This is a genomic window from Nostoc sp. CCY0012 (assembly GCF_963920855.1).
Taxonomy (GTDB): Bacteria; Cyanobacteriota; Cyanobacteriia; order Cyanobacteriales; family Nostocaceae; genus Cyanocohniella.
In genome coordinates this window covers 1-23397 of sequence record NZ_CAWUDM010000068.1, presented here as the reverse complement: position 1 = coordinate 23397, position 23397 = coordinate 1, and the positions used below count along the sequence as shown (strand labels likewise).

The following is a 23397-nucleotide window of genomic DNA, read 5'->3' as shown; positions in this document are numbered from 1 at the left end:
TTATTGATAATCTATTGCTCAGTGGTAATTTTCACCTTGTTAGTACGAACCTACCTTATGTATCAATAAATTACAAGGTGATGAATTAAAATCATCATTACAGTAGAAACTGAGTGCATCTTTAGATACATCTTTGCAGAAATCTTTGGGGTATTTTTACATTATTTCCCCAGTGTAAATGAATATACGAGGCATGAAGATTTACTGGTAAACCCCATCCTTCAGTTCCCATGTTTTCCTGACAATCGTAGCGATACGTTGCAAACAAGGGCTGATGAGGATTTGAGCTTAAATGGGAACGATGAAACTCATGCCCATAAATATTTATCCCTGTTTGTCCTAACAGACTATTTTGTAAGGCTACAGCACGACGATAACCCAAAGTTAAACTTTTACCCATAACAGCCGATGTGGGTAATACTCCCACCATTGGCCAAGGTTGATGATCAAAATCAATAATTTGCTCACACAAATACATTAATCCGCCACATTCGGCAATTGTGGGTATTCCATCGAAAATAGCTGTTTTCACTGCCTCACGAGCGCTAGTGTTGGCTGCAAGTTTCTGAGCAAAAACTTCTGGAAAACCACCACCGAAATACATTCCCTGTATACCAGGCGGTAGTTCAGCATCTGCTAATGGACTCCAGAAGACTAATTCTGCACCCAAGTTTTGCAGTAAATCAAGATTATCTTGGTAATAGAAATTAAAAGCGCGATCGCGGGCGATGGCAATTTTGATAGGAAATGGGGGGGATGAGGAGTATGAGGGGGGTGAAAAAGCAAGATTTGGGTACTCGCCGAAAGTCTTCCCCCCTGCTCCCTGCTCCCTGCTCCCCTGCATCTTCGTCCCCTTGTCTTCACTCTTCAATAGGGGTAATAACTTTTGCCAGTCGAAGCAGGTATCGCCTAAATCAGCTAGGCGATTAATTACAGCATCTAATTCAGGTAGTTCGGCTGTGGGTACTAAACCCAAGTGGCGATCGGGTATAGTGATGTTATCTTGACGACGTAGTACACCAAGAATTGGTAATTGTAAGGATTTTAGGGAATTTTTGAGCAGGGATAAGTGGCGATCGCTTCCCACTCTATTTAATATCAACCCAGCAATTTTAATTCTCGCATCAAACGAGCAATAACCATGAGCGATCGCCGCCACCGAACCAGATAAGCGGCTACAATCAATTACCAACACCACAGGCACATCTAATAGCCGCGCAATGTGTGCCGTACTAGCAAAATCAGTGACTTGAGAATCCTCTTCCCGACTACCCACGCCATCAAATAGCCCCATTACGCCTTCTACTAGGGCATATTCACTTGCTTGGCTATGTTGGGCAAAACATTGTTGAACGTAAGCTTCAGAAGTTAGCACCGGATCTAAATTTCGACAAGCACGATTAGTTACATGCTGATGAAACATCGGATCAATATAATCAGGGCCAACCTTAAAAGATTGCACTATGTCACCACGACGGCGTAAAGATGCTAGCAGGGTGAGCGTGACTGTTGTCTTGCCCACCCCACTACGTTCTCCAGCAATAATTAAAGCCATATGCTTGGGGTAATTGGTAGTTAGGCATTGGTAATTATCCCATTCCCCAAGCAATATTTGACCATCCTGTGCTTATCAGTGAAAAGTCATTCTCCTGATTTGAGAATCTTGGCGATGATCCCCAAACTTTCTTCAAACATGGATTCTCGTCCCCAGCGTTGCACTTGCTGACTCAGCAAGGCTTCGGCTTTTTGTTCTGAAAGTGAACTCACCTGTTGAAATAAACCAGCAGATTGGGCGCCACCGTGGGTTTCCATCCGCATACAACCGCCAGTTTCCGAGCAGATAACTGTACCACAGTCGGCTTGCGGATTTGTAGAGCTAAGGCGTAGGGCAATTAAGTCACCCACAACTTCGCCCACATCAGCTACAGGAACTCCGGCTAACTCGGCTTCTACGTGTCGCTGATCTTGGGTAACAAAGCGAATTTGGGTGATTTCGTAATCTCCATTTTCCCGTTTATAGGAAACTGGTAGCCATTCTAATCGACTCGCCAACCAACCCAAAAACAGCAATGCTTGAGTAGTGTTGCCTTTTTCATAATCAATGGTCACGCGGTCAATTTCTTTGATAGCTGCGCGACGATGGGGTGAGTCGTAAGCTTGGGCTGTCAATTCCTGCCATGCAGCCAAACGACGCCAGTTCAAGTCAGCTAAGGGGATACCACTTTCGACCAACTCTTGGAGACTGAGTAAATCGCTTTCTGGCTCGTTAAAGTTACACGAATCAACAATGACATTATTGCAGACGGCCGCCAACCGCTTAAATAAAGCATTATTGGGGTCTGGTGTCGCCTTCCACCACAGAAACTTGGGCAAACCACCAATTAACAATGCTGGAATCATTCCTCCCACCCGTTCTAAGGCGGCAGCAGTTCCACTCAGAGTGATATATTCACAGCAAATGAGTGTACTGGAAGATTGCTTTTGAATAGGACAATAAGCAGAAACTTGGGCTTTTACCCCTTCATCTTCGCCAGCAATGGGAAATAGAGCAATAATCCGGCAGGGATTGCGGAGGGCAATTTCATCGGCAATGGTGGGACTGTTGGGACTGAAGTTATAAGCAACATTTTCTGATCCCTGACGTTTGGCAAATTCTTCCCGTAATAGAGCCAGTGTTTCCGGTGTGGCTGTGCCAGTTTCCGAAAGTCCATATTTGACTTGTACTTGTCGTAGAGCCGCGCCCATTTGTGGCCCTAAAATTCCATCAATGGGGCCGTTATAAAATCCTAAAGCAGCTAACAAGTACTGGGTTTCTTCTGGTTCGTAAACCACCAAAGTAAATGTTGTGGCTCTAGTAGCAGCAGGAAGTCCACCATCGGCACCAGTAATGCCGTAACTTTGCCAAATTTGATTCAGTTCCGTTTCTATTTCGTTGAGCGAAATATCCTTGGGTGCCTGAAGTGAAAAAATTGTAGGAGCTTGGGAAATCATAGTAGTTTTGAGTTGTCAGTTGAGTAATGACCCTTTTCTACAGTCTGCGCCAGCGACGACCATCTTGATTGATCAATAATTCTGCTTCGGCTGGTTCCCAGGTACCGGCTTCGTATTTGGGAATCGTGGTTGGATCTGCGGGTGTATCCCAAACAGAAAGCGCTGGGGTGACTACCTGCCAAGCTGCTTCTACTTCATCCGCCCTGGTGAACAATGTTTGATCGCCCATCATACAATCAAGGAACAGGCGATCGTAGGCATCAGACGTTGCTTGAATGCCAAATGAGCCATAACTAAAGTCCATGTCCACAGAACGGGTGCGGAATTCTGCTCCTGGCATTTTCACATCAAAACGTAAGGAAATTCCTTCATTGGGTTGAATCCGCATGGCCAAAACATTGGCATTTCTCTGTTGCGAGGCGGATTGAAACATCCGAGAAGGAACATCACGGAAGTGAATGGAAATTTCACTGACTTTTTTCGGCATTCGTTTGCCTGTACGCAGGTAGAAGGGTACACCCTGCCAGCGCCAGTTATCTACCTGGAACTTCATGGCTACATAAGTGGGTGTGCTGGAATTGGCATCAACACCTGGTTCTTCGTGATACCCTGGCACTTGTTGACCCTTCATCCAGCCAGCACTATACTGACCACGGACTGCTGAACGTGACAGATTACCCACATCAGCTAACCGAGTAGCTTGTAGTACTTTCACTTTTTCTGTGCGGATACTGTCGGCATCCATTGCATTGGGTGCTTCCATTGCCGTGAGACAGTAAAGTTGCATCAAATGGTTTTGCAACATATCCCGTAGTGCGCCGGCTTGTTCATAGTAGCCAGCTCTGTCTTCCACACCGACGGTTTCTGCTACTGTAATTTGTACGTGGTCAACAAATTGCCGATTCCACAATGGTTCAAAAATCGCGTTGGCGAAGCGAAATACCAGGAGATTTTGAACTGTTTCTTTACCTAAGTAGTGGTCAATGCGGTAAACTTGGTTTTCTTTGCAATATTTCTGCACTACTACGTTGAGGCTTTGGGCAGAGGCTAAGTCCCGACCAAAGGGTTTTTCAATTACCAGACGATGTTTGTAGGGATCGTCTAGCATTCCTGCTCCCCCTAGCTGTCTGATGGCTTCAGGAAAGAAGTTAGGAGCCACGGAGAGGTAAAACATCCGGTTCCCCCGTGTGCCCCGTTTTTCGTCTAATTCACTCAGAAGCTCTTTCAGTTTTTGGTAGCTCTCAGGTTTGTCTATATCCCCAGGACAATAAAACAGACCTTGAGAGAAGTCTTGCCAGAGTTCCCCTAATTCGACATCAGCATGAGCCTCTTCCATGCCCTTCTGCATTTGTTCGCGGAAGTAGTCATGGCTCCACTCTCGACGTGCTACGCCAACAATAGTAGTCTCTGGTGCAATGCGTCGTTCTCGCCGCAATTTGTAAAGTGCTGGTACTAGTTTGCGCCAGGTAAGGTCACCAGAAGCGCCAAAGATAACGATAATTTGGGGTTCAGGCATCCCTTGCTGTTGCAGACCAACGCGCAAGGGATTTTCTAGCAGACTAACCATAGAAGTTTTCAGTGGGGTGTTGAGTGGTGTGTGGTGTAGACGCAATAAATTACGTCTACAAAAGAGTTGTACCCTTTGGCAAGCTCAGGGTAAACGTTGAAGGGTTACACTGGTGACAATAACTTGACTTTGTTTTCTAAAGAGTTCATCAAGGACTCGAAGGGTTTGACGAACTTATCAATACCTTCAACTAACAGTTCGTCCATGACGACATTGATATCAATGTTAATGTCTGGATCTTTGAGGCTTTCTATCAGCTGGTAAGCTTGTTCCACGTCCGTTTCTACGCGGTCAGCGACATCGCAATGGTCGGCACAAGCTTTAATTGTTGCGGGTGGTAAGGTGTTAACGGTGTCGGGGCCAATTAACTCATCCACATACATGACATCGCTGTAGTCGGGGTCTTTGGTGCTGGTGCTAGCCCAAAGTAATCTTTGGACATTAGCCCCTTTTGCTGCTAAGGCTTGCCAGCGGTCGCTCTCAATAATCTTGTTGTATTCTTGATAAGCAATCTTAGCGTTAGCGATCGCTACTTTGCCTTTGACAGCTCGCAGTTTTGCTTCTAGGTTAATATCATCAACGCCATGTTTTAATTTTTCATCAATTTTGGCGTCAACGTTGCTATCAATCCGGCTGAGGAAGAAGCTAGCTACTGAAGAAATTTTGCTAATGTCTTGACCTTGTGCCACCCGTTTTTCTAAGCCACGAATATACGCCCAAGCTGTGTTGATGTAGCTTTCTACGGAAAACAACAGTGTAATATTAACATTGATACCTTCAGAGATGACCTGTTCTACTGCTGGTAGTCCAGCTTTTGTACCAGGAATTTTAATCATCACGTTTTCCCGCCCAATTTCTTGGAAATAGCGACGGGCTTCGTTGATGGTTGCTTGGGTATCATGGGCAATGGTTGGTGGTACTTCGATACTCACGTAACCATCGAGTGTATTCGAGGCTTCATATACAGGGCGCAGAATATCACAGGCATTACGGATATCTGCGAAAACTAGGGATTCGTAGATTTTGTATGTGGGTAAGCCAGCACGAACGCCTGCTTCGATGTCGGCATCATACATGGCATTGTCGGCGTTGACGCCTTGCGTCTTATCGCCAGATATCGCTTTCTCAAAGATGGCTGGGTTAGAGGTAATTCCAGAGATACCCTGATTTTCTACCAGGTTTTTTAGTTCACCCGATTGAATAATGTCACGGTTCAAATTATCCATCCAGATACTTTGACCGTGTTGTTTAATTTCTAGTAGATGATTGGTAGCCATAGCTCTAGTTTTACTCCTGTTAATGCTCTTGTTAAGTGAAGTTAGCAAAACACATCAAATGTTGAAATAGATACAAGTGATTAGTTATCGATTGTCCGTAAATGGTTAATGATAACTGTTCACTGTCTACCGTTTTTTGATGGTTACTTTTGCATTTTGGCGTTGCCCATCACTTATCGCATCGGCCAGCTGAGGTAATCTTTAATTCACATTCAACCAGCGCTATCCTGTATCCCAATCCCCAATCTTCATTATTAACCATGCCATCATTAAGCCATGATTAACTTTATAATTCACGCTTTAGAGACTAGCCTTATTTAGTGACCGTTTTGGATAAAAGACTCAACTTTTGCTACATCCTCCTTGCTGCCAATAATTAGAGGTGTGCGCTGATGGAGTTTTTTCGGCACAACGTCTAAAACATCTACCAGTCCTGTAGTAGCGCGACCACCTGCTTGCTCAATTACCATAGCTAAGGGAGCAGATTCGTAAAGCAAGCGCAATTTCCCTTCTGGTTTTTGAATTGTACCTGGATAGAGAAACACACCGCCTTGAACTAAAATCCGATGGATGTCACTCACCATAGCTCCACTGTAACGAGCGCTATAACCTTCAGTGCGATGAACGTAACGAATATATTCTCGCATTGATTCTTCCCACTGCCAAAAGTTCCCTTCGTTAACGCTATAAACCGAACCGTGGTTAGGAATGCGGATATTTTCTTCTGTGAGGATAAACTCACCTAAACTGGGGTCAAGGGTAAAGGAATGAACGCCATTACCTATAGTATAGACCAGCAGGGTGCTGGGCCCATAAAGGATGTAGCCGGCAGCGATTTGCTTGCGTCCGTTGGTGAGCAAGTCGGTGGCTTTGCCATCGGCATCATCACCTTCTTGTTGGCGAATCGCAAAAATTGAACCCAAACTGAGATTGGTATCGGTATTGGATGAGCCATCAATTGGGTCATACAGCAAGGTATAGCGACCAATAGGGCAGTTTTCCGGGATATAATAAGGTTCTTCCATTTCCTCGGAAGCGAGGCGACAAACTAAGCCACTTTGCTTAAACACCGAAATAAATACGTCATTGGCATAGACATCCATCTTTTTGACGGATTCCCCTTGCACATTCACATCCCCTGTAAATCCGAGAACACCCTCCATTAAACCAGCACGGCTTAGGCGGCGAGCAACTAATTTACCAGCCAGAGCGATGCGATTCATTAACGTACTCAAGTCCTGTGCATCTGCGGAAAAACTTTTAAGTTGCTGGAGAACGTGACGGGATAAGGTTGTACAATCACGGTCTAAAGCTTTATCTGTAGAGTCATTCATGGAAAATTCTAAGGATTGTGGTGCTTGAGTCATTTTGGCATTCTTCCTAGCGTACTGAGTAGGGTGATCAAGTCACCTTGAGCAACTGATGGTTGCTGCCTCTATCTTAGAAAGGTAAGTTGATAACTGAGATGTGATTTTAGATAAACTAAAGAAATGAATAAGAAATAATCACTTTATGTCCTAGGGGACTGGCAACAGCTAGTTTGTTTTGATATTGTTTTTAGTCCAGAACAGTGTATATTTACTCACATCTAAATTAAAAACCCCGACCAGTTGTGAGCGGTTGGGAAAAGTCACAACTAGCCGGAGAAAATTTTTTGGATATTGAATGTTGTTTCTAGTGGATTATGGCAACTTCAATATATTGCGTAAATGACTGCCTTCGGTACTTATTAAAAATCCTGATTTTTTGCCCAACTACCTCGTCGGTTATCCTCCCGTGGTTTGGCTTTATTGACTCTCAGCTGACGACCCATCCATTCTGCCCCATCTAACTCAGTAATCGCGGCATCTTCTTGGGCATCTTCATTCATTTCAACAAATGCAAAGCCACGCATCCGTCCTGTTTCGCGGTCAGTAGGTAAGACGACTCTTTTGACTTCGCCGTAGTCAGCAAAGACAGCTTTTAAGTCTTCTTCAGTAGCGCTGTAGGAGAGGTTTCCAACGTAAATAGTCATGTGGGATCACGTTATTTTCAACAAAGAGCGATTAGTTCAGCTAGAGAACAGAATATAAACAAACTGCAAATCTTGCATAGTCTCGTCTGACTCACCTTTGGCAAATGTTGTATGACAGCGATCGCAATGCTGGCTTTGTCTGCAACTAAATAAACCATTCGGCTGAACTTACGCATACGCTCATATAATAACTGATTGTGTTATTTTTCAAAGTATGGGATTTTACAAACTCTTACAACATAAAATTAGCCATGCTTATATGTTTTAATTTATACGTTTTTTAGTATTACCATAAAAGACTTAAGATTTCTTTTTAGTCATAGCTTTGGTTCACGGACACTTGCGTTGAGCAAAGTGTCCTCATCTGTGATTTTTTTTCTACAAATACTTCTGTAGCAATAACCCCAACTTCTCTTTCGTCGCCACAGGTGCTTTCTCTAAATTCGTCAAAATTGCATATTGCAAAGCCGAATGTGCATCACTTATTGGGGGATTTTCACTCAACCGCCGGACAGTTTCTTGAATCACCTTTTGGGCATTAACTGCATTATGCTGTAAATTACCAATCACCATATCTACGGTTACACTATCGTGATCTGGATGCCAGCAATCATAATCTGTCACCAATGCTAAAGTTGCATAGGCAATTTCTGCTTCTCTAGCTAACTTAGCCTCCGGTAAATTTGTCATTCCAATCACTGTGGCATCCCAACTGCGATAAAGATGCGATTCCGCCTTAGTAGAAAATGCCGGGCCTTCCATGCATACATAAGTACCACCACGATGCAGAATCACATCTGGTAAATTCAAGGATGCGATCGCCTCCGCTAACACCCCAGCCAAATTATGACAAATCGGATCACCAAAGGCAATGTGAGCCACAATTCCTTCACCAAAAAATGTCGAAACCCGATTTTTTGTTCTGTCAATAAATTGGTCGGGTACCACCATATCCAGTGGTTTTGCTTCTGCCTTTAAAGAACCAACCGCACTAGCTGAAATTAAATACTCTACACCCACTTGCTTCATGGCATAGATATTGGCACGAAACGGCAACTCAGAAGGTAACAAAGTATGGTTGCGACCATGACGCGCTAAAAAAGCTACCCTTGTTCCGGCTAATGTACCCAAAATCACAGCATCAGAAGGCGAACCGAAAGGCGTCTGAATTTGCACCTCTTCTACATCTTTAAGGTCTGCCATTTTGTATAGACCACTGCCACCAATAATGCCAATTCGAGCTAATGTCATTATCTTTCACCTTAAATAGTAATAGGACTTACGCAACTGGCATATTATTTGAAGTTTGTAGTGAGGACTTTAGTCCTCTCTGCGGGACGTTTTATATCTTAACTTTAATTGTAAAAATTAAATTATTTTTACCTTAGCCGCAGCTATATTTGCCTTTTCTCTTGCTTCTGCGACATGATCACCTTTAGCCAAAGCTACTCCCATACGTCGATAAGGATGGGCGCTAGGTTTACCAAACAGCTTGATGTCTACATCTTTTGCTGATAAAGCCTCAGCCACACCTGTAAACGCCACAGCATCTGATTTCTTCTCCGCAGCCAAAATTACGGCACTAGCTGAAGCCCCAAACAGTTCTATATGGGGAATTGGTAAGCCTAAAATCGCTCTTAAGTGTAATTCAAATTCATTTAAGTTTTGGGAAATTAACGTTACCATCCCTGTATCATGAGGTCTGGGGGAAAGTTCCGAAAAAATGACTTCATCTTTGGTAATAAAAAATTCTACACCAAATATGCCGGCTCCTCCTAATGCATCAGTTACTTTTGTGGCTATTTCTTGAGCTTGAAATATTTTTTCATCAGAAATGCCAGCGGGTTGCCAAGACTCTTGATAATCTCCTCTTTCTTGACGATGACCTATGGGAGAACAGAAAATTGTCGGTGCATTCCACTGTTTAATTGTTAATAAAGTAATCTCAATTTCAAAGTTAATAAATTCCTCAACAATCACTTTTTGACTGTCACCACGAGAATTAGCGATCGCATAATTCCAAGCTGTCTCAACTTCATCTTGTTCTTGGACAACAGACTGTCCTTTTCCTGATGATGACATCACTGGTTTAACTACATTGGTAAACCCAATTTCTTGAGAAATATTAATCAATTCTTCTAAAGTAGAAGCATAGCCATATTTAGCAGTTCTAATGCCTAATTTTTCATGAGCTAATTCCCTAATTCGGTCACGATTCATTGTATAATTAGTTGCAGCCGCTGTGGGAATAACTGTAATTCCCCGCTGTTCAAATTCTAGCAACTTTTCAGTTCTAATGGCTTCGATTTCGGGGATAATAAAATCAGGTTGATGCTTTGTGACAACTGCTTCTAAATCATCCGCACTCAGCATCGAAATAACTTCACAACAGTCGGCGACTTGCATGGCTGGAGCATTAGCATAGCGGTCAACGGCAATTACATAATTACCCAAACGTTGAGCAGCAATAACAAATTCTTTGCCCAGTTCGCCTGAACCCAGCAGCATCAATTTTTGGGGTAATTTCATCGAATTATTCATGAATTTATCTGGATAATCTTGGTATTTCAAAAGCTGATGATTTGACTAATTTTACTATTAAATGAAAATTTGAGGATGCATATAATTTATTTGCTCAATGGAGTTGATAAACCATCAATGCTAATAAGATTTTTTTGCTGTTGATATTCTTTAATTCCTTTTTCACCTTTTTTACTAGCCCAGTTTACTAGAGTTTGTCGCTGACTTTGATATTCATAAAGTGGTATACCTAAACCACACGATGTTTGCACTCTTTCAATATCAGCAACGATGATTTGACGCGTTCCCGGTATTGGTGGAAATAATGAGTATAGAGAGTTCCATTCAGGTGAAGTCGGTAAAATTGTACATCCCTGACCGTAGAGACGCAAAATACAGGGTGGTTCCTGAAAGGCACAAAACATTAAAGTTATCCGCCCATTTTCTTGCAGATGGGCTGAAGTTTCGTTACCACTGCCTGTAAGGTCCAGATAAGCTACCTTATGGGGAGAGAGGACGCGAAAACATTCCAATCCTTTGGGGGACAGGTTAACGTGACCAGTGGAACTCAGCGGTGCAGACCCAACAAAGAATATATGTTGGGCTGCTATGAAGTTTTGCAGTTCCTCGGTGATATAGTCAAAAACTTTAGCCATAAAAGGTTTGATATCTAGTTGCACTTAAAGATAGTAACTTAGCGTGGGGAGTCGGGGACAAGATGGAGATTTCTCCGCAGCAGATAAATAGCGAAATTGCCCGCCGTGCTGGTGTGGAATTGTTTGTGTTGCGCCTCGATTGTCTGCACCCATTGGTTAACGGTAACAAATGGTTCAAGCTGAAATACAATCTCTTGGAGGCTAAACAGCAAAATTTAACAACTCTACTCACCTTTGGTGGGGCTTATTCCAATCACATCTTTGCTACCGCAGCCGCTGCTAATCTTTTCGGTTTCCGTAGCATCGGAGTCATTCGCGGGGAGGAGAGATTACCACTTAACCCCACACTGAGTTTTGCTACAAAACAAGGTATGCAACTTGTATATCTCGACCGCGCAACTTACCGACAACGACACACTCAAGAATTACAAGCAGATTTGCGACAACGCTTTGGTGAAGTGTTCATTATTCCTGAAGGTGGTAGCAACTTAAACGGTGTGCGCGGTTGCATGGAAATACTTAAAAAGACTAAGATATTTGATACTATTTGTTTAGCTTGTGGCACAGGCACTACATTAGCCGGTATCGCGCTTTCACAACATCAAGGACAACGAGTAATTGGTTTTCCTGTGTTGAAAAATGGGGCATTTCTCGCTGAGGAAATCGATAGTTTAATCACAAATTATCTCGCCTCTGGGTTGCCTGTATTAAATACTACTCCAGCAGCTTGGGAACTCATATGTGATTATCACTTTGGTGGCTATGCCAAGGTAAATGATGAGTTACGGTATTTTTGCAAGGAATTTGAGGCGGCGCACGATGTACCTCTAGATTACGTATACACCGCAAAAATGTTTTATGGCGTGATGGATTTAATACAAAAAGGATTTTTTAATCAAGGCGATACTGACGGTAAGCTACGCTCACGTCTGCTGTTGATACACACAGGGGGCTTGCAGGGTAACGCTCTTAGATCAATGCCAATTTGAAAAATTAAAATCACCTAAATCTAAAATATATATTTAAATCCCCCGCTACATCAAGCAATGCGCGGGGTAAAATGTCAAATGGCTCGTTGTCGCATATATTGTCCGTTGAGTCCTTGTTTAATCCAACTCAAGCACTCATATTCAGAGTTGAATAATTTCGGTGCGGCAATATTATTCAATAATTCTGGGGGATAATGGTCATAAAAATACTTACCTCCTTCTTGATAGATGATAATCAAGTTATTGCCGTAGAGATATCGAGAGCGGAAACTATCTCCATGACTGACAAAATCTGAGTGTTGGTCAATATGCTCTTTGGCAATATCAACTATATTATCGATGCTACTGCCATAAATTTCTGCGGGATTTTCTGCCTTATGAAATGTGCTTTTACGCCCAATTTCCGACAAGAGTTTGTATGAATAAATTTCGTAATTATCCGCTTTGCCAAACACAAATGGAATGATGAGATATCCTTGGTATGAAACTGAATTTTCATAAAGAAGACGACTCATCTTAACCTCCTTTGGTGTAACTGCTTGAACAAAAATCAATCACCTCAATTACAACCTACATCAACAATTAGTACATTGCTGTTAGTTATATGCAGGCTTTGTATATACCCCTTTTATATTTTTGAAAATAGGGGTATTACCCCTTTTGTTAGAGAGGATAAAGTTGTATTGAGTTTGATGAAAAATGCATTGGTAATAACCATTATCACCCTTTTTGAAATCAGTTAATCACTAATTCCCCAGATGAATCTATGTAGAATGAAAAATCTGGAGAATGCTTACCATAAACTGAGCTGATTGGGAGGATGCTCAAGGTTATTCCACGGTAAAGGGGGAACAGCTACATTATTTTGCTCTAATAGCTGTTGGAAGTAACGCGCAGTACCAGGCGATCGCTCTTCGAAAGGACAATGAACAAAGAAATAAATGCGTGTTCCTCTTTGTAACCATTGTTCAATTTGTTGCACCCACTCTTCCAGAAATGGCTGATTCTCTGACAAAGTGGGATGAGATATAAAGCGAATTAGGCTAAAAGGTGCTGTCACACTCAATTGCAACGGTAATTTTGGTTTACGTCTTTGGGAGTTTAACTGAGGGTCATCTTCTCCAGTGTAGATCGGGCGCGAGTCTAATAGCACTCTGCCTACACCCAGTTTTACTAAAATTTCAGTCAAATTACTCTGATACGGTTCTATAAACCAGTCACGATGTCGCACTTCCAGGGCTAATGGTGCTTCTGTACGCGGCCAAGCCTCCAAAAAGCTAGTCAAGTCATCAATTAAGGCTGGGCTATAACTAGGCGGTAATTGGGCAAACATCGGGCCGAGATGCTTACCTAGAGGGCGCATTTGCTCCAGAAACGCTAAAGCGTCGGGTATAGCAGGTTGAAGTAAACCTTTGTGGGTAATGTCTCGCGGTAATTTGAGGCAAAATTCAAAACCCGGCGGCGTTTCGTTCGCCCAACGGGTTACGGTTTCCTGGTTAGGCACAGCGTAAAAGGTGGTGTTACCTTCTACTGTAGTGAAGCGACGGCTGTAAAGATGCAGAAATTCGGTAGCGCGAGTCCCTTGAGGATAAAGTTCACCCACCCAACCTTTATATGCCCAAACTGCACAACCAATAAAAAAATTCACAAGCTTTTACGAAAGTTTGACTGGAAATTCAAGGTACTCTAATTAATTGTAAAGGCAGGTTTTGATACTCTCACCACTAAAGCTGGACTTATACTTGCTCCTTTGCAGATAGTTTTCAGTAACATTACTGCTCACAATTATCACTATGTCTCAACCAACTATAGAATCAATCCTACAAGAGAATCGCCTATTTCCTCCCTCCACTCAATTCTCGGAAAATGCCCACATCAAGTCTTTGGCAGATTATCAAAGCCTCTACGATCAAGCCAAAGCCGATCCGCAACAATTTTGGGCTGATTTGGCGACATCCGAATTATCATGGTTCCAAAAATGGGATACAGTCCTCGATTGGCAACCACCTTTTGCGAAGTGGTTTGTCGGCGGTAAAATTAACATTTCTTATAATTGCTTAGATCGACATCTCACTACTTGGCGCAAAAATAAAGCAGCATTAATTTGGGAAGGTGAACCAGGAGATTCCCGCACCCTCACTTATGCCCAACTGCATCGAGAAGTTTGTCAGTTTGCTAATGTGTTGAAGCAACTGGGAGCGAAAAAAGGCGATCGCATCGGTATTTATATGCCCATGATTCCCGAAGCGGCCGTTGCGATGTTAGCCTGTGCCAGAATTGGCGCACCCCATAGTGTGGTATTTGGTGGTTTTAGTGCCGAAGCTTTACGCGATCGCTTAAATGATGCTGAAGCTAAATTGGTAATTACAGCTGATGGTGGTTGGCGCAAAGATGCGATCGTTCCTCTCAAGGTGCAGGTAGATAACGCCTTAGCAGATAACGCTGTCCCCAGTGTCACCAATGTTCTTGTGGTGCAACGCACCTGTCAAGAAACTCACATGGAAGCGGGACGTGACCATTGGTGGCATGATTTACAAAAAGATGTATCGGCAGATTGCCCAGCCGAACCGATGGACAGTGAAGATATGCTTTTTGTACTATACACTTCTGGTAGTACAGGCAAACCAAAGGGTGTAGTTCATACCACTGGTGGTTATAACTTATATACCCACATGACCACCAAATGGATTTTTGATTTACAAGATACTGATGTATATTGGTGTACTGCTGATGTCGGTTGGATTACTGGGCATAGTTATATAGTTTATGGGCCCCTTTCCAACGGTGCAACAACTTTAATGTATGAAGGTGCGCCCCGTGGTTCTAATCCTGGTTGCTTCTGGGATGTAATTGAGAAATACGGTGTTACAATTTTTTATACAGCACCTACAGCTATTCGAGCATTTATTAAGATGGGCGAACACCATCCTAAATCCCGCAATTTATCTTCTCTACGCTTATTGGGAACCGTCGGCGAACCCATTAACCCCGAAGCGTGGATGTGGTATCACCAAGTCATTGGCGGTGAACGTTGCCCAATTGTGGATACTTGGTGGCAAACAGAAACTGGCGGGATTATGATTACAGCACTACCGGGAGCCATTCCCACCAAACCCGGTTCAGCAACTCTTCCCTTCCCTGGTATTCTCGCAGATATCGTCGATTTGAATGGTAATACTGTTCCCAATAACGAAGGCGGTTATCTCGCAGTGCGTTATCCTTGGCCGGGAATGATGCGGACAGTATACGGCGATCCTGATCGCTTCCGCCGCACATATTGGGAACACATTCCCCCCAAAGATGGTAACTACACCTATTTTGCTGGTGATGGTGCTAGACAAGATAAAGATGGTTACTTCTGGGTGATGGGTCGTGTGGATGATGTATTAAATGTATCAGGTCATCGCCTGGGAACTATGGAAGTAGAATCAGCCTTAGTTTCGCATCCAGCCGTAGCAGAGGCGGCGGTAGTAGGTAAGCCAGATGAACTCAAAGGTGAAGAGGTGGTTGCATTTGTGACCTTAGAAGGTACGTATCAAGCAAGTGAAGAATTGAGTAAAGAACTCAAACAGCACGTCGTCAAAGAAATTGGGGCGATCGCCCGTCCAGGTGAAATTCGCTTTACAGATGCTTTACCCAAAACGCGATCGGGTAAAATCATGCGTCGCTTATTACGGAATCTAGCATCGGGTCAAGAGGTATCTGGTGATACATCAACATTGGAAGACCGCAGCGTTTTAGATAAGTTGCGAGCAGGGGCTTAGAAGAGGCAGGGGGGCATGGGGGCATGGGGACAGGGTGCAGGGGGGAAAGACATTCAGTGAGTACCAACATCTTTGTTTTTCATCTCCCCCATCTTCCTCATCTCCCTCATCCCTCTCATCCCCATTACCCCTTATCCCCAAAGGGGCCCCGAGTTCCCCAATCCCTATAAATCGAGGTATTAAAAATGATGAAATTTTCTACTCTTAGCTGCATAACTGTGAGTTTCCTGACGACAGTGGCTGTATCACCAGTTTTAGCGATTACTGGAGAAGTTACACAGTTCACTTCACCCGAACGTGTCAACAGCCGAGTGCAAGAAATAGCACAGTTTGATGGTAGTACACCAGAACAAGAGCGATCGCAACTTTTACAACAAGCCAATACTTTATCAAATCAAGGTGATTTGGCTGGTGCAGAAGAAAAATTACGCGAATTGATTAAAAAATATCCCAGATACTCCTTTGGACACTTTGAATTAGGCAATGTATTATCTCAACAAGATAAAACAGAAGATGCTATAAAAGCTTACCAAGAAGCTATTCGCCTCAATTCAAATCATGCTCTAGCTTACAACGGAATTGGTCTACTTTATGCCAAAGAAAATCGTTGGGAAGAAGCTATTACCGAATACGAAAAAGCTTTAAAGATTAATCCTAACTATGGTGATGCACTGGCTAATTTGGCACTAGCATTATTACAAACAAATCAACGCAATGAAGCCATAGCTTCTCTAGAAAAAGCTTTAGATGTCTTTAAATCACAAAATCGCAATCAAAGAGTTTATCAAATTGAACAAATTTTACAGCAGATACAAACTTTAGATGCTCCTGAAATTTCCTGATAATTATCATTTTTTCTAGCCTAAGCGCCTCTAGTTGTCAATTTCAATCAGCTTTTGCCTAGAGGATAAACCAGATTTAATTCTGATATAGGATTTAGGCACATCAAATTTTTGAGCTAGTAATTTAATTAGCTCTGCATTAGCTTTACCATCAACTGGTGGAGATTTTAAATGTACGAGCAAACTACCATCTGTTTGTTCTTCTATTTTTTGCTGCTTGGAATTAGGTTTTACTTTAACTCTTTTTTGCATATTTTTTCCTGTATCTTATCTTTCACAGGTTACGTAAATATTAATCAGAATTAACACGATTAATTTTCAATAAATATTTTTGCATAAAGACACAATATAACCGCTGATTGCGGGTTTCGTAGATGTTTATTTACAGTTAAATGCCCAAGAAAATCAAACCTTTCAAGCGACTGTTGATACAATGGGACTATATCAGGAAGAGAAATATATGGAATTTGTTACAAGTTGGGCGCAAGAAGGCATACAAATTGAACGACGAGCTAATATTACCAAACTTCTTCAGTTACGATTTGGAGAAATAGATACTCAATTAGAGGCAATTATTCCCAAATTGATGGAGTTATCTGCTGATAAATACATAGATTTGATTTACCAAGCCACTCGTGAGGAATTACTATCACAGTTTCTAGATAATTAACACAGTTACAAACCCAAGCTTGAGAAATTTATATTGATAAATTGATTTGGGAACCTTGCTGAGTTTTATTAACTTCAATGCGGGCTTGAAAGGCTTCTTTCAGATGAGGCATATGGGTGACAGTGAGGATACAAGCAAAGTCACCAGCGATCGCATTAATCGACGCAATCAGGCGATCGCATCCTTCGGCGTCTTGTGTACCAAAGCCTTCATCGATAATCAATAATTGCAATGCTGCACCCGCGCGCTGTGCTAATAATTTCGCCAGGGCTAAACGAATGGCAAAGTTAATTCTAAATGCTTCTCCTCCTGAGTAGGTTTCATAAGCTCGTGTTCCTCGAGAATCGGCAATTAAAATATCTAGCGTATCAATTAACTTGGCGTTTTTCTTAGTAGATTTACTACTGCGCCCAGACTTTTGTGTAATAAATTGTACGTGTAATTGATTGGCACTCAACCGTGAAAGTAATTGATTTGTCTCGGCTTCGAGTTGCGGCAACACATTTTCAATCATCAAAGCTTGGATGCCATTTTTACCAAAGGCTTGTGCTAATTCCTGATACACCCGTTGCTGTTTCCGACAAGCTTGCAATTGTTCTTGTTGTTCCTGGTGTTGGATTTGCAAGTTTTCTAGTTGCAGGGTTAGCTGTTCTAAACGTCCCAAATTGACAATTTTTTCATCAAGTTGCCGTCTGCGTGCCTGAATTTGCGCTTCTAAAGTAGAAATTTGCTCACTGGGGTTGGCTGTAGCTGTTAACTCCTGGGTAATACTTGCAATTTGGTTGGCAAGTTGTTGTCGCTCATGTAACCTCGCAGTTCTCGAAGCCTCTAAATCTTGGAATCTCTGATGGAGTTGGGGGTATTGCTGCTGGGCTGATAATAGTTGTTGATAACGTAACTGCCAACTTTGGGCTTGGCGTACAGATAGCCGCAGATTATTGTGTTGCTCGGAACTATAGCCAATTTCAGCAATATGACGCTCAAGTTCAGCAATTTGCTTGGCGCAATCGGAATCAGTTTGTCCTTGGCGAATTTTAGTTTGTAATTGGGCAATAGTCGCTTGTAATTCTGGTTTGCGGGCTGCTATTTGCGCTTGGCGCTTGGCTGCATCTTTGATTTGCCCTTGTTTAATTTCTGCCCACCGCCACCGCTCTGCTTCGCTCCTAGCTAGGGCATGGTCTTGCTCATTATAATTTAGTTGTTGTAAATATTGTTCTAATTGTTGCAGTTCAGCTTGTTTGTCTGGGGCATAATCACCAGCTTGCAGCGATCGCTCTAAATGTTGTTTTTCGGCAGCCAGTTGTTGTAGTTGTTGTTCGGCATCATCAGTCGATTGCAGTTGTGCGGCTAATTGCCCTCTTTGTTCACGCAGGGTGTCATAGGGCGCTAATTTTTGGGATATCTCCCGATATTCCTGCCTTAATAGCTGAATTTCTCTGTCGGAAACTGCCATTTGTTCCCGGAATACCCACAATTGTCCCTCGGTATCTTTGTATTCGTCTTTGGTTTTGTCTACAACGCGATTCCAGTGATGTTCATCTAACGGACGTTCGCACAATGGACAAATAGCATCGGGGGTGCGGAGCATTTGCAATTTTTGCTCTAGTTCCCCCAACAATCTTTCATATTCTCGTTGTTGCGCTTGTAAACGTTCAATAAAATGCCGCCTTTCTTGACCTTTTTCTTGGACTCGTTGCAGATAAACTCGATCTTTTTCCATTTGTTCAATCTGCATTCCCACATCCATCACTGCTTGTTGCAGCTGTGGTTGGCGGCGTGAGGAACGTTGCAGTTGGTTTTCTGTAGCTTGTAATTGTTCGAGTCGTGCTACTAAACCTGCATGAACTCTATCCAATTGAGTTTGCAAGTTTTGTCGTTGTTGCAATAAAGGAGACACTTGCATTTGCAATTCATCAAGATGAGTCACCCGGCGACGAGCTGCGGTAAGTTGTGCCAAAGCCGCTTCGACTTCACCTGATTTGCTGAGTGTTTGCTGAATTTCTTGTTCTTGTTGCTCTAAAGCTGCTAATTGTCCTTGGACTTGTTGGAGTTGCCTTTCTAATTCGTGAATTTGATTAGTTAATTGCTGCTGTTTTTGTTGCCGTAACGCCGTAGCACGGGTGTATTCTTGAAATTTCGTGGCAAAAGCTTCTTCTTGAGATTGCAGACTTTGGTATTGAGTGTAACCGTTTTTAATTTCGGTTTCCTGATTTAAGATGCCTTCTAATTCTGATAGCTGAGTTTGCACAGATGACTGTTCTTGTTGCAGGCGATCGCTATCTTGAGTTAAATTCTGATGTTGTTGCCTGACAAAGTTCAGTTGTTCGACTTTTGTCTGACGTTGGTGCTGGACAACTTGCAAACTTTGTAATTGAATATTATCTAAGGCTTGTGTTTGTTGGAGTTGATTTAGTTCAGCTTCTATGTCGGCTTTTTGCTGTTGCGTTGCCTGACGTTGTTGCAACTGAATTTTACTCGACTCTAAAGAACGCTCTAACTCATCAGCCCTAGCCTTCAACTGGCGAAAAGATTCTTTTGCTCGGTCTTCTAGTTGATCATATTGATTGAGTTTGAGTAACTCAGCTAAAATTTCCTTGCGTTCAGTGGGGCGCTTGAGCATGAATTCATCGGCACGACCTTGACGCAAATAAGCAGAATTAATAAACGTGTCGTAATCTAATTTGATATGTTCTAAAATCAAATCTTGGGTTGCTCTGACACCTTTGCCAGTAATGGAGCGAAACCCAGAAGGCGTTTCTATTTGAAATTCTAAGACACCACTAGCACCACGAATCCGTGTGCGAATCACCCGATATTTTTGTTGATTACATTGAAAAACAAAGTCAACGCGCACTTCTTTGGCACCGGAATGAATCACATCATCTTCAACACCGGCGCGGCTTTCGCCCCAAACAGCCCAAGTGATTGCTTCTAAAAGAGAAGACTTGCCGGCACCATTGGAACCACAAATACAAGCCGTATGCAAACCACGAAAATCTAAAGTTGCATCACGGTAACTGAGAAAGTTTTTGAGGATAAGTTGTACTGGAATCATTGAGGCTATAGCGCCGCATCTAATGTTTTATTAACTAGCAGTACAGATGCACTCTTTTGATAGTTTAGCTAGGTGAATATCAGTATTCTAGTACTTTAGTCCGTAAATTTACGAAAATTAACAATATTATGACCAAGTTTTTCCTATACGGCAAATGATTTTGCTATTCTCCAAAGAAAAATTCCACGACTCTGCCCGAAAACAATTTCACGACTGTTCTTTGCTAAACCTTAATCGCTGTTCCTCATCTTGAACTTTATCGGCTTCACCAATGTTATTTACATAGCGATCGCCATTATTATGATTTAACCGCTGTATCAAAAAAATCAGTTTTGTACTGACAATGAACTTGATCAGATTTGATGACTAAAGATAGCAGTTATGAAAACAAATGGTCTTTTAATCTCTTAGCTAATTAAATTTAAAATCAAACCAGTAGGTAAAGTCAGCCCATTGACCGCAAATTCAGTCGCATAGGAACACTCACATACACCCCACGTCAAATATCTTCGCTTGAGCAACTATGACTATAGTCACATTTAACACCAGTCAGAAACAATCATAGTCAACCCTCGTCAATATATACATCACAGACACAAACCCAAGCATCTTATGACTAGCTTTTATCAATGGAAATCCAAAACAGCCGCCCTCATGGCACTGGCAATTACCACCAGCGCTGTGACACCTATGATTGCTTTTGCTCCGGCTAATGCCCAATACAATATTGGTCAGTCCAGAACAGTGACGATTCCTGCTAACGCTAACGTAATTCTTCCTGTGAGACACAACAATGAGAGAGTTGTAGTTAGTCGTGGGGAAACTCTAGACCTGACATTAAAAATAGCCAACGACATCACCAACAGTCAAAGACAAGTCTTAATTCCTAGAGATACTGAAGTTATCGGACGACTAGAACCCGTTTATTTCGACGGTAGAACCAGAGATAATGACAATGTTAGAGGTGTGCGGTTCATCGCCCAAGAATTAGTTTTTCCCTCTGGTCGCCGCCAGTCAATTAATGCTTCTTCTCAGACCTATACAAGACTGGAAACCATTAACGAAAAAGATAGCAGTAGAGTATTAACAGACGCAGCTATTGGTGCTGGTGCTGCTGCTGCCATTTCATTGCTTACAGGTAACCGCAGAATTGAGGTTTTAGAACCTGTAGTCGGTGGTGCGGCTGGTGCCTTAGCTAGTGTACTGTTACGCAGAAGATCAGCTGAAGTATTTGTCCTCAGACCCGAACAAGATTTAAGACTGAGCCTGAATTCTAATTTAGTACTAGACCGCTACTAAGCTTCACTTGATTTCCGCCGTGATTTTAATCATCCCCCATTAGCGATCGCCACTGCAACTAAAGTGCGCGATCGCTTCACTTTTAACACAAAAGTGAAAACACCAAAGCCTATTGTAATCCTCCTCTAGTCAGAGACAAAAACATTTTAGGCAACCGCAACTATTTGATTAATGTAGCGTCTTATTAAATATCTTCAGTTAATTGATACACTTCTGGCTTTACTATTATTGGTAACTAAATTATAAAATTACCAATACACTGTCAGCCCAAGTGTAATAGCACCTAATAAATTTACCCTATTAAATTCAGCCGCTACTCACATTAAGCCTTGATTGTTAATAGTGTAAATACGATATTTATCAAATTATTAGGGCTAACATCTAACTAAGAACAGAGAAAAAATAGGAACTTTTACATCTGTACATTGTCTAAATAAATAACAGAAGAAAAAATAAATTTTACTGGAGTAAAGAGTATGTTTAATTTAAATCCTTGGCAATCTGGAACAGCTGCACTTATGGCTTTGAGTGTCACAGCAGGCGCTGTAGCACCTTTTATCGCAACTGCACCAGCTTCTGCTCAAACCACTTTTTATGATGTTCCATCTAACTATTGGGCAGCGCAGTTTATTCAACAATTGTCACAGCGAGGTGTAATCGCCGGATTTCCTGATGGTAGCTTCCGCCCCGAAGAACCAGTTACCCGCGCTCAATTTGCTGCCATGATCAACAATGCTTTCCAAAAAGCACCACAACGTCAGGCAGTCAATTTTGTAGATGTCCCAAGTAACTTCTGGGCAGCTAATGCCATTCGCCAATCTTATACCATTGGGTTCTTGGCTGGATATCCTGGTAATCGCTTTGAACCGAACCAAAATATTCCCCGTCAACAAGTTTTGGTTTCTTTAGCTAACGGTTTAGAATATTCTCCCACAAACACCCAAACTACTCTGCAATACTTCAGCGATAGCTTTAATATTGCTGACTGGGCCCGTAGCCCCATCGCGGCGGCCACTGAACGGCAAATTGTGGTGAACTATCCTAATGTTCAATTCCTGAATCCCACTGCAACCGCTACCCGCGCACAAGTAGCTGCATTTATCTATCAGGCATTGGTAAGTAATAATCAAGCCTCAGCAATTAGTTCGCCCTACATCGTAGCGCAGCAACCCACTACACCTACACCAGTATCTGTAACCATTCCTCAAGGAACTGCAATTCCTGTAACATACGACCAAGCAGAAAAAATCCTAGTCACAAAGGATGAAACAGCACCCTTGACACTCACAGTAGGACAGAATGTAGTTACCCAAGATGGAACTGTAGTCATTCCTGCTGGTAGCCAAGTTGTGGGTCAACTCAGACCAGCCCAAGGTGGTTCTCAATTTGTAGCTGAAAGACTAGTTTTGACTACAGGTCAAGAGTATCAAATTAACGCTTCTTCCCAAGTAATTACCACAACTGAAACCGTAAGAAAAGGTACTAACACTGGTACAATTATCAGAAATACAGCATTAGGCGCAGGTGCTGCGGCTGCGGTGTCTGCGGTCACAGGCGATCGCGCGGTCGCTACAGAAGAAGTCTTAGGCGGTGCTGCTATCGGTGGTTTAATTGGTCTGTTCTTTGGCAGAAGCAGCGTTGACCTCATCGCCATTAACCCCAACACCGATTTACAAATGACCATTAATCAAAACTTGCTAGTTTCAGTGAGATAGAGGAATAGGGGATGGGGACAAGGGGACAAGGGGACAAG

At 42.5% G+C, this 23397-nt stretch carries 19 protein-coding genes; 6 read left to right on the top strand and 13 right to left on the bottom strand.

What is annotated here, in order from left to right; all coding sequences use genetic code 11:
* Nucleotides 1-121: 121 nt before the first annotated feature.
* The 9 genes from ACM0OS_RS18945 to ACM0OS_RS18905 all read right to left on the bottom strand — a co-directional run bounded on the left by ACM0OS_RS18945 (nucleotide 122) and on the right by ACM0OS_RS18905 (nucleotide 11025).
* Nucleotides 122-1555 carry a cobyrinate a,c-diamide synthase gene (locus ACM0OS_RS18945; protein ID WP_414544748.1) on the bottom strand — a complete coding sequence of 478 codons (1434 nt, stop codon included), beginning with the start codon at nucleotides 1553-1555 and terminating at the stop codon, nucleotides 122-124.
* Between the two features lie 86 nt (nucleotides 1556-1641).
* Nucleotides 1642-2991: a glucose-6-phosphate dehydrogenase assembly protein OpcA gene (gene opcA / locus ACM0OS_RS18940; protein ID WP_414544747.1), complete on the bottom strand. Its 1350-nt coding sequence runs from the start codon at nucleotides 2989-2991 to the stop codon at nucleotides 1642-1644.
* Nucleotides 2992-3028: 37 nt separating this feature from the next.
* Entirely contained in the window at nucleotides 3029-4558 is a 1530-nt protein-coding gene (gene zwf / locus ACM0OS_RS18935; RefSeq protein ID WP_414544746.1) for a glucose-6-phosphate dehydrogenase, read from the bottom strand.
* Between the two features lie 104 nt (nucleotides 4559-4662).
* On the bottom strand, nucleotides 4663-5835 hold the full coding sequence (gene tal / locus ACM0OS_RS18930) for a transaldolase (RefSeq protein ID WP_414544745.1): 1173 nt from the start codon (nucleotides 5833-5835) through the stop codon (nucleotides 4663-4665).
* 317 nt (nucleotides 5836-6152) lie between these two features.
* Nucleotides 6153-7202: a class 1 fructose-bisphosphatase gene (gene fbp, locus ACM0OS_RS18925; protein WP_414544744.1), complete on the bottom strand. Its 1050-nt coding sequence runs from the start codon at nucleotides 7200-7202 to the stop codon at nucleotides 6153-6155.
* A 362-nt stretch (nucleotides 7203-7564) separates the two neighbouring features.
* Nucleotides 7565-7849 carry an RNA recognition motif domain-containing protein gene (locus tag ACM0OS_RS18920; protein ID WP_414544743.1) on the bottom strand — a complete coding sequence of 95 codons (285 nt, stop codon included), beginning with the start codon at nucleotides 7847-7849 and terminating at the stop codon, nucleotides 7565-7567.
* A 378-nt stretch (nucleotides 7850-8227) separates the two neighbouring features.
* Nucleotides 8228-9100 carry an S-methyl-5'-thioadenosine phosphorylase gene (locus ACM0OS_RS18915; protein ID WP_414544742.1) on the bottom strand — a complete coding sequence of 291 codons (873 nt, stop codon included), beginning with the start codon at nucleotides 9098-9100 and terminating at the stop codon, nucleotides 8228-8230.
* A gap of 117 nt (nucleotides 9101-9217) precedes the next feature.
* Nucleotides 9218-10390, bottom strand: a complete 1173-nt coding sequence (purT, locus tag ACM0OS_RS18910) for a formate-dependent phosphoribosylglycinamide formyltransferase (RefSeq protein WP_414544741.1) — start codon at nucleotides 10388-10390, stop codon at nucleotides 9218-9220.
* Between the two features lie 86 nt (nucleotides 10391-10476).
* Nucleotides 10477-11025: a pyridoxamine 5'-phosphate oxidase family protein gene (locus ACM0OS_RS18905; RefSeq protein ID WP_414544740.1), complete on the bottom strand. Its 549-nt coding sequence runs from the start codon at nucleotides 11023-11025 to the stop codon at nucleotides 10477-10479.
* A gap of 62 nt (nucleotides 11026-11087) precedes the next feature.
* Here ACM0OS_RS18905 and ACM0OS_RS18900 point away from each other — a divergent pair, with 62 nt between their 5' ends.
* Nucleotides 11088-12014 carry a 1-aminocyclopropane-1-carboxylate deaminase/D-cysteine desulfhydrase gene (locus ACM0OS_RS18900; RefSeq protein WP_414544739.1) on the top strand — a complete coding sequence of 309 codons (927 nt, stop codon included), beginning with the start codon at nucleotides 11088-11090 and terminating at the stop codon, nucleotides 12012-12014.
* 74 nt (nucleotides 12015-12088) lie between these two features.
* Here the strand turns inward: ACM0OS_RS18900 and ACM0OS_RS18895 are convergent, their stop codons facing one another.
* Together ACM0OS_RS18895 and ACM0OS_RS18890 are read right to left on the bottom strand one after the other, a co-directional pair.
* Entirely contained in the window at nucleotides 12089-12529 is a 441-nt protein-coding gene (locus ACM0OS_RS18895; protein WP_414544738.1) for a hypothetical protein, read from the bottom strand.
* Between the two features lie 278 nt (nucleotides 12530-12807).
* Nucleotides 12808-13662 (bottom strand): DUF72 domain-containing protein, encoded by an 855-nt coding sequence (locus ACM0OS_RS18890; protein ID WP_414544737.1) that lies wholly within the window; start codon nucleotides 13660-13662, stop codon nucleotides 12808-12810.
* Nucleotides 13663-13807: 145 nt separating this feature from the next.
* Here ACM0OS_RS18890 and acs point away from each other — a divergent pair, with 145 nt between their 5' ends.
* Both acs and ACM0OS_RS18880 read left to right on the top strand, forming a co-directional pair.
* A complete protein-coding gene (gene acs, locus ACM0OS_RS18885) occupies nucleotides 13808-15778 on the top strand; it encodes an acetate--CoA ligase (protein WP_414544736.1) in 1971 nt (656 codons plus the stop codon).
* 188 nt (nucleotides 15779-15966) lie between these two features.
* Nucleotides 15967-16620, top strand: a complete 654-nt coding sequence (locus tag ACM0OS_RS18880; protein WP_414544756.1) for a tetratricopeptide repeat protein — start codon at nucleotides 15967-15969, stop codon at nucleotides 16618-16620.
* A 30-nt stretch (nucleotides 16621-16650) separates the two neighbouring features.
* On the opposite strand, the gene ACM0OS_RS18875 is transcribed toward ACM0OS_RS18880, so the two are convergent.
* Nucleotides 16651-16872, bottom strand: coding sequence for a DUF167 domain-containing protein (locus ACM0OS_RS18875; protein ID WP_414544735.1), 222 nt, complete (start codon nucleotides 16870-16872; stop codon nucleotides 16651-16653).
* 208 nt (nucleotides 16873-17080) lie between these two features.
* On the opposite strand from ACM0OS_RS18875, the gene ACM0OS_RS18870 reads away from it, so the two are divergent.
* A complete protein-coding gene (locus ACM0OS_RS18870) occupies nucleotides 17081-17290 on the top strand; it encodes a hypothetical protein (RefSeq protein ID WP_414544734.1) in 210 nt (69 codons plus the stop codon).
* Between the two features lie 28 nt (nucleotides 17291-17318).
* On the opposite strand, the gene sbcC is transcribed toward ACM0OS_RS18870, so the two are convergent.
* Complete coding sequence (sbcC, locus tag ACM0OS_RS18865; RefSeq protein ID WP_414544733.1) at nucleotides 17319-20345, bottom strand: exonuclease subunit SbcC; 3027 nt, start codon at nucleotides 20343-20345, stop codon at nucleotides 17319-17321.
* A 612-nt stretch (nucleotides 20346-20957) separates the two neighbouring features.
* Here sbcC and ACM0OS_RS18860 point away from each other — a divergent pair.
* Both ACM0OS_RS18860 and ACM0OS_RS18855 read left to right on the top strand, forming a co-directional pair.
* Nucleotides 20958-21644 carry a conjugal transfer protein TrbI gene (locus ACM0OS_RS18860; RefSeq protein WP_414544732.1) on the top strand — a complete coding sequence of 229 codons (687 nt, stop codon included), beginning with the start codon at nucleotides 20958-20960 and terminating at the stop codon, nucleotides 21642-21644.
* A 476-nt stretch (nucleotides 21645-22120) separates the two neighbouring features.
* A complete protein-coding gene (locus tag ACM0OS_RS18855; RefSeq protein ID WP_414544731.1) occupies nucleotides 22121-23359 on the top strand; it encodes an S-layer homology domain-containing protein in 1239 nt (412 codons plus the stop codon).
* Nucleotides 23360-23397: the final 38 nt, after the last annotated feature.

Coding starts and splice junctions, on each gene's coding strand:
- ACM0OS_RS18945 (WP_414544748.1), bottom strand. CDS start 1,555: ATGGCTTTAATTATTGCTGGAGAACGTAGTGGGGTGGGCAAGACAACA.
- opcA (WP_414544747.1), bottom strand. CDS start 2,991: ATGATTTCCCAAGCTCCTACAATTTTTTCACTTCAGGCACCCAAGGAT.
- zwf (WP_414544746.1), bottom strand. CDS start 4,558: ATGGTTAGTCTGCTAGAAAATCCCTTGCGCGTTGGTCTGCAACAGCAA.
- tal (WP_414544745.1), bottom strand. CDS start 5,835: ATGGCTACCAATCATCTACTAGAAATTAAACAACACGGTCAAAGTATC.
- fbp (WP_414544744.1), bottom strand. CDS start 7,202: ATGACTCAAGCACCACAATCCTTAGAATTTTCCATGAATGACTCTACA.
- ACM0OS_RS18920 (WP_414544743.1), bottom strand. CDS start 7,849: ATGACTATTTACGTTGGAAACCTCTCCTACAGCGCTACTGAAGAAGAC.
- ACM0OS_RS18915 (WP_414544742.1), bottom strand. CDS start 9,100: ATGACATTAGCTCGAATTGGCATTATTGGTGGCAGTGGTCTATACAAA.
- purT (WP_414544741.1), bottom strand. CDS start 10,390: ATGAATAATTCGATGAAATTACCCCAAAAATTGATGCTGCTGGGTTCA.
- ACM0OS_RS18905 (WP_414544740.1), bottom strand. CDS start 11,025: ATGGCTAAAGTTTTTGACTATATCACCGAGGAACTGCAAAACTTCATA.
- ACM0OS_RS18900 (WP_414544739.1), top strand. CDS start 11,088: ATGGAGATTTCTCCGCAGCAGATAAATAGCGAAATTGCCCGCCGTGCT.
- ACM0OS_RS18895 (WP_414544738.1), bottom strand. CDS start 12,529: ATGAGTCGTCTTCTTTATGAAAATTCAGTTTCATACCAAGGATATCTC.
- acs (WP_414544736.1), top strand. CDS start 13,808: ATGTCTCAACCAACTATAGAATCAATCCTACAAGAGAATCGCCTATTT.
- ACM0OS_RS18880 (WP_414544756.1), top strand. CDS start 15,967: ATGAAATTTTCTACTCTTAGCTGCATAACTGTGAGTTTCCTGACGACA.
- ACM0OS_RS18875 (WP_414544735.1), bottom strand. CDS start 16,872: ATGCAAAAAAGAGTTAAAGTAAAACCTAATTCCAAGCAGCAAAAAATA.
- ACM0OS_RS18870 (WP_414544734.1), top strand. CDS start 17,081: ATGGAATTTGTTACAAGTTGGGCGCAAGAAGGCATACAAATTGAACGA.
- sbcC (WP_414544733.1), bottom strand. CDS start 20,345: ATGATTCCAGTACAACTTATCCTCAAAAACTTTCTCAGTTACCGTGAT.
- ACM0OS_RS18860 (WP_414544732.1), top strand. CDS start 20,958: ATGACTAGCTTTTATCAATGGAAATCCAAAACAGCCGCCCTCATGGCA.
- ACM0OS_RS18855 (WP_414544731.1), top strand. CDS start 22,121: ATGTTTAATTTAAATCCTTGGCAATCTGGAACAGCTGCACTTATGGCT.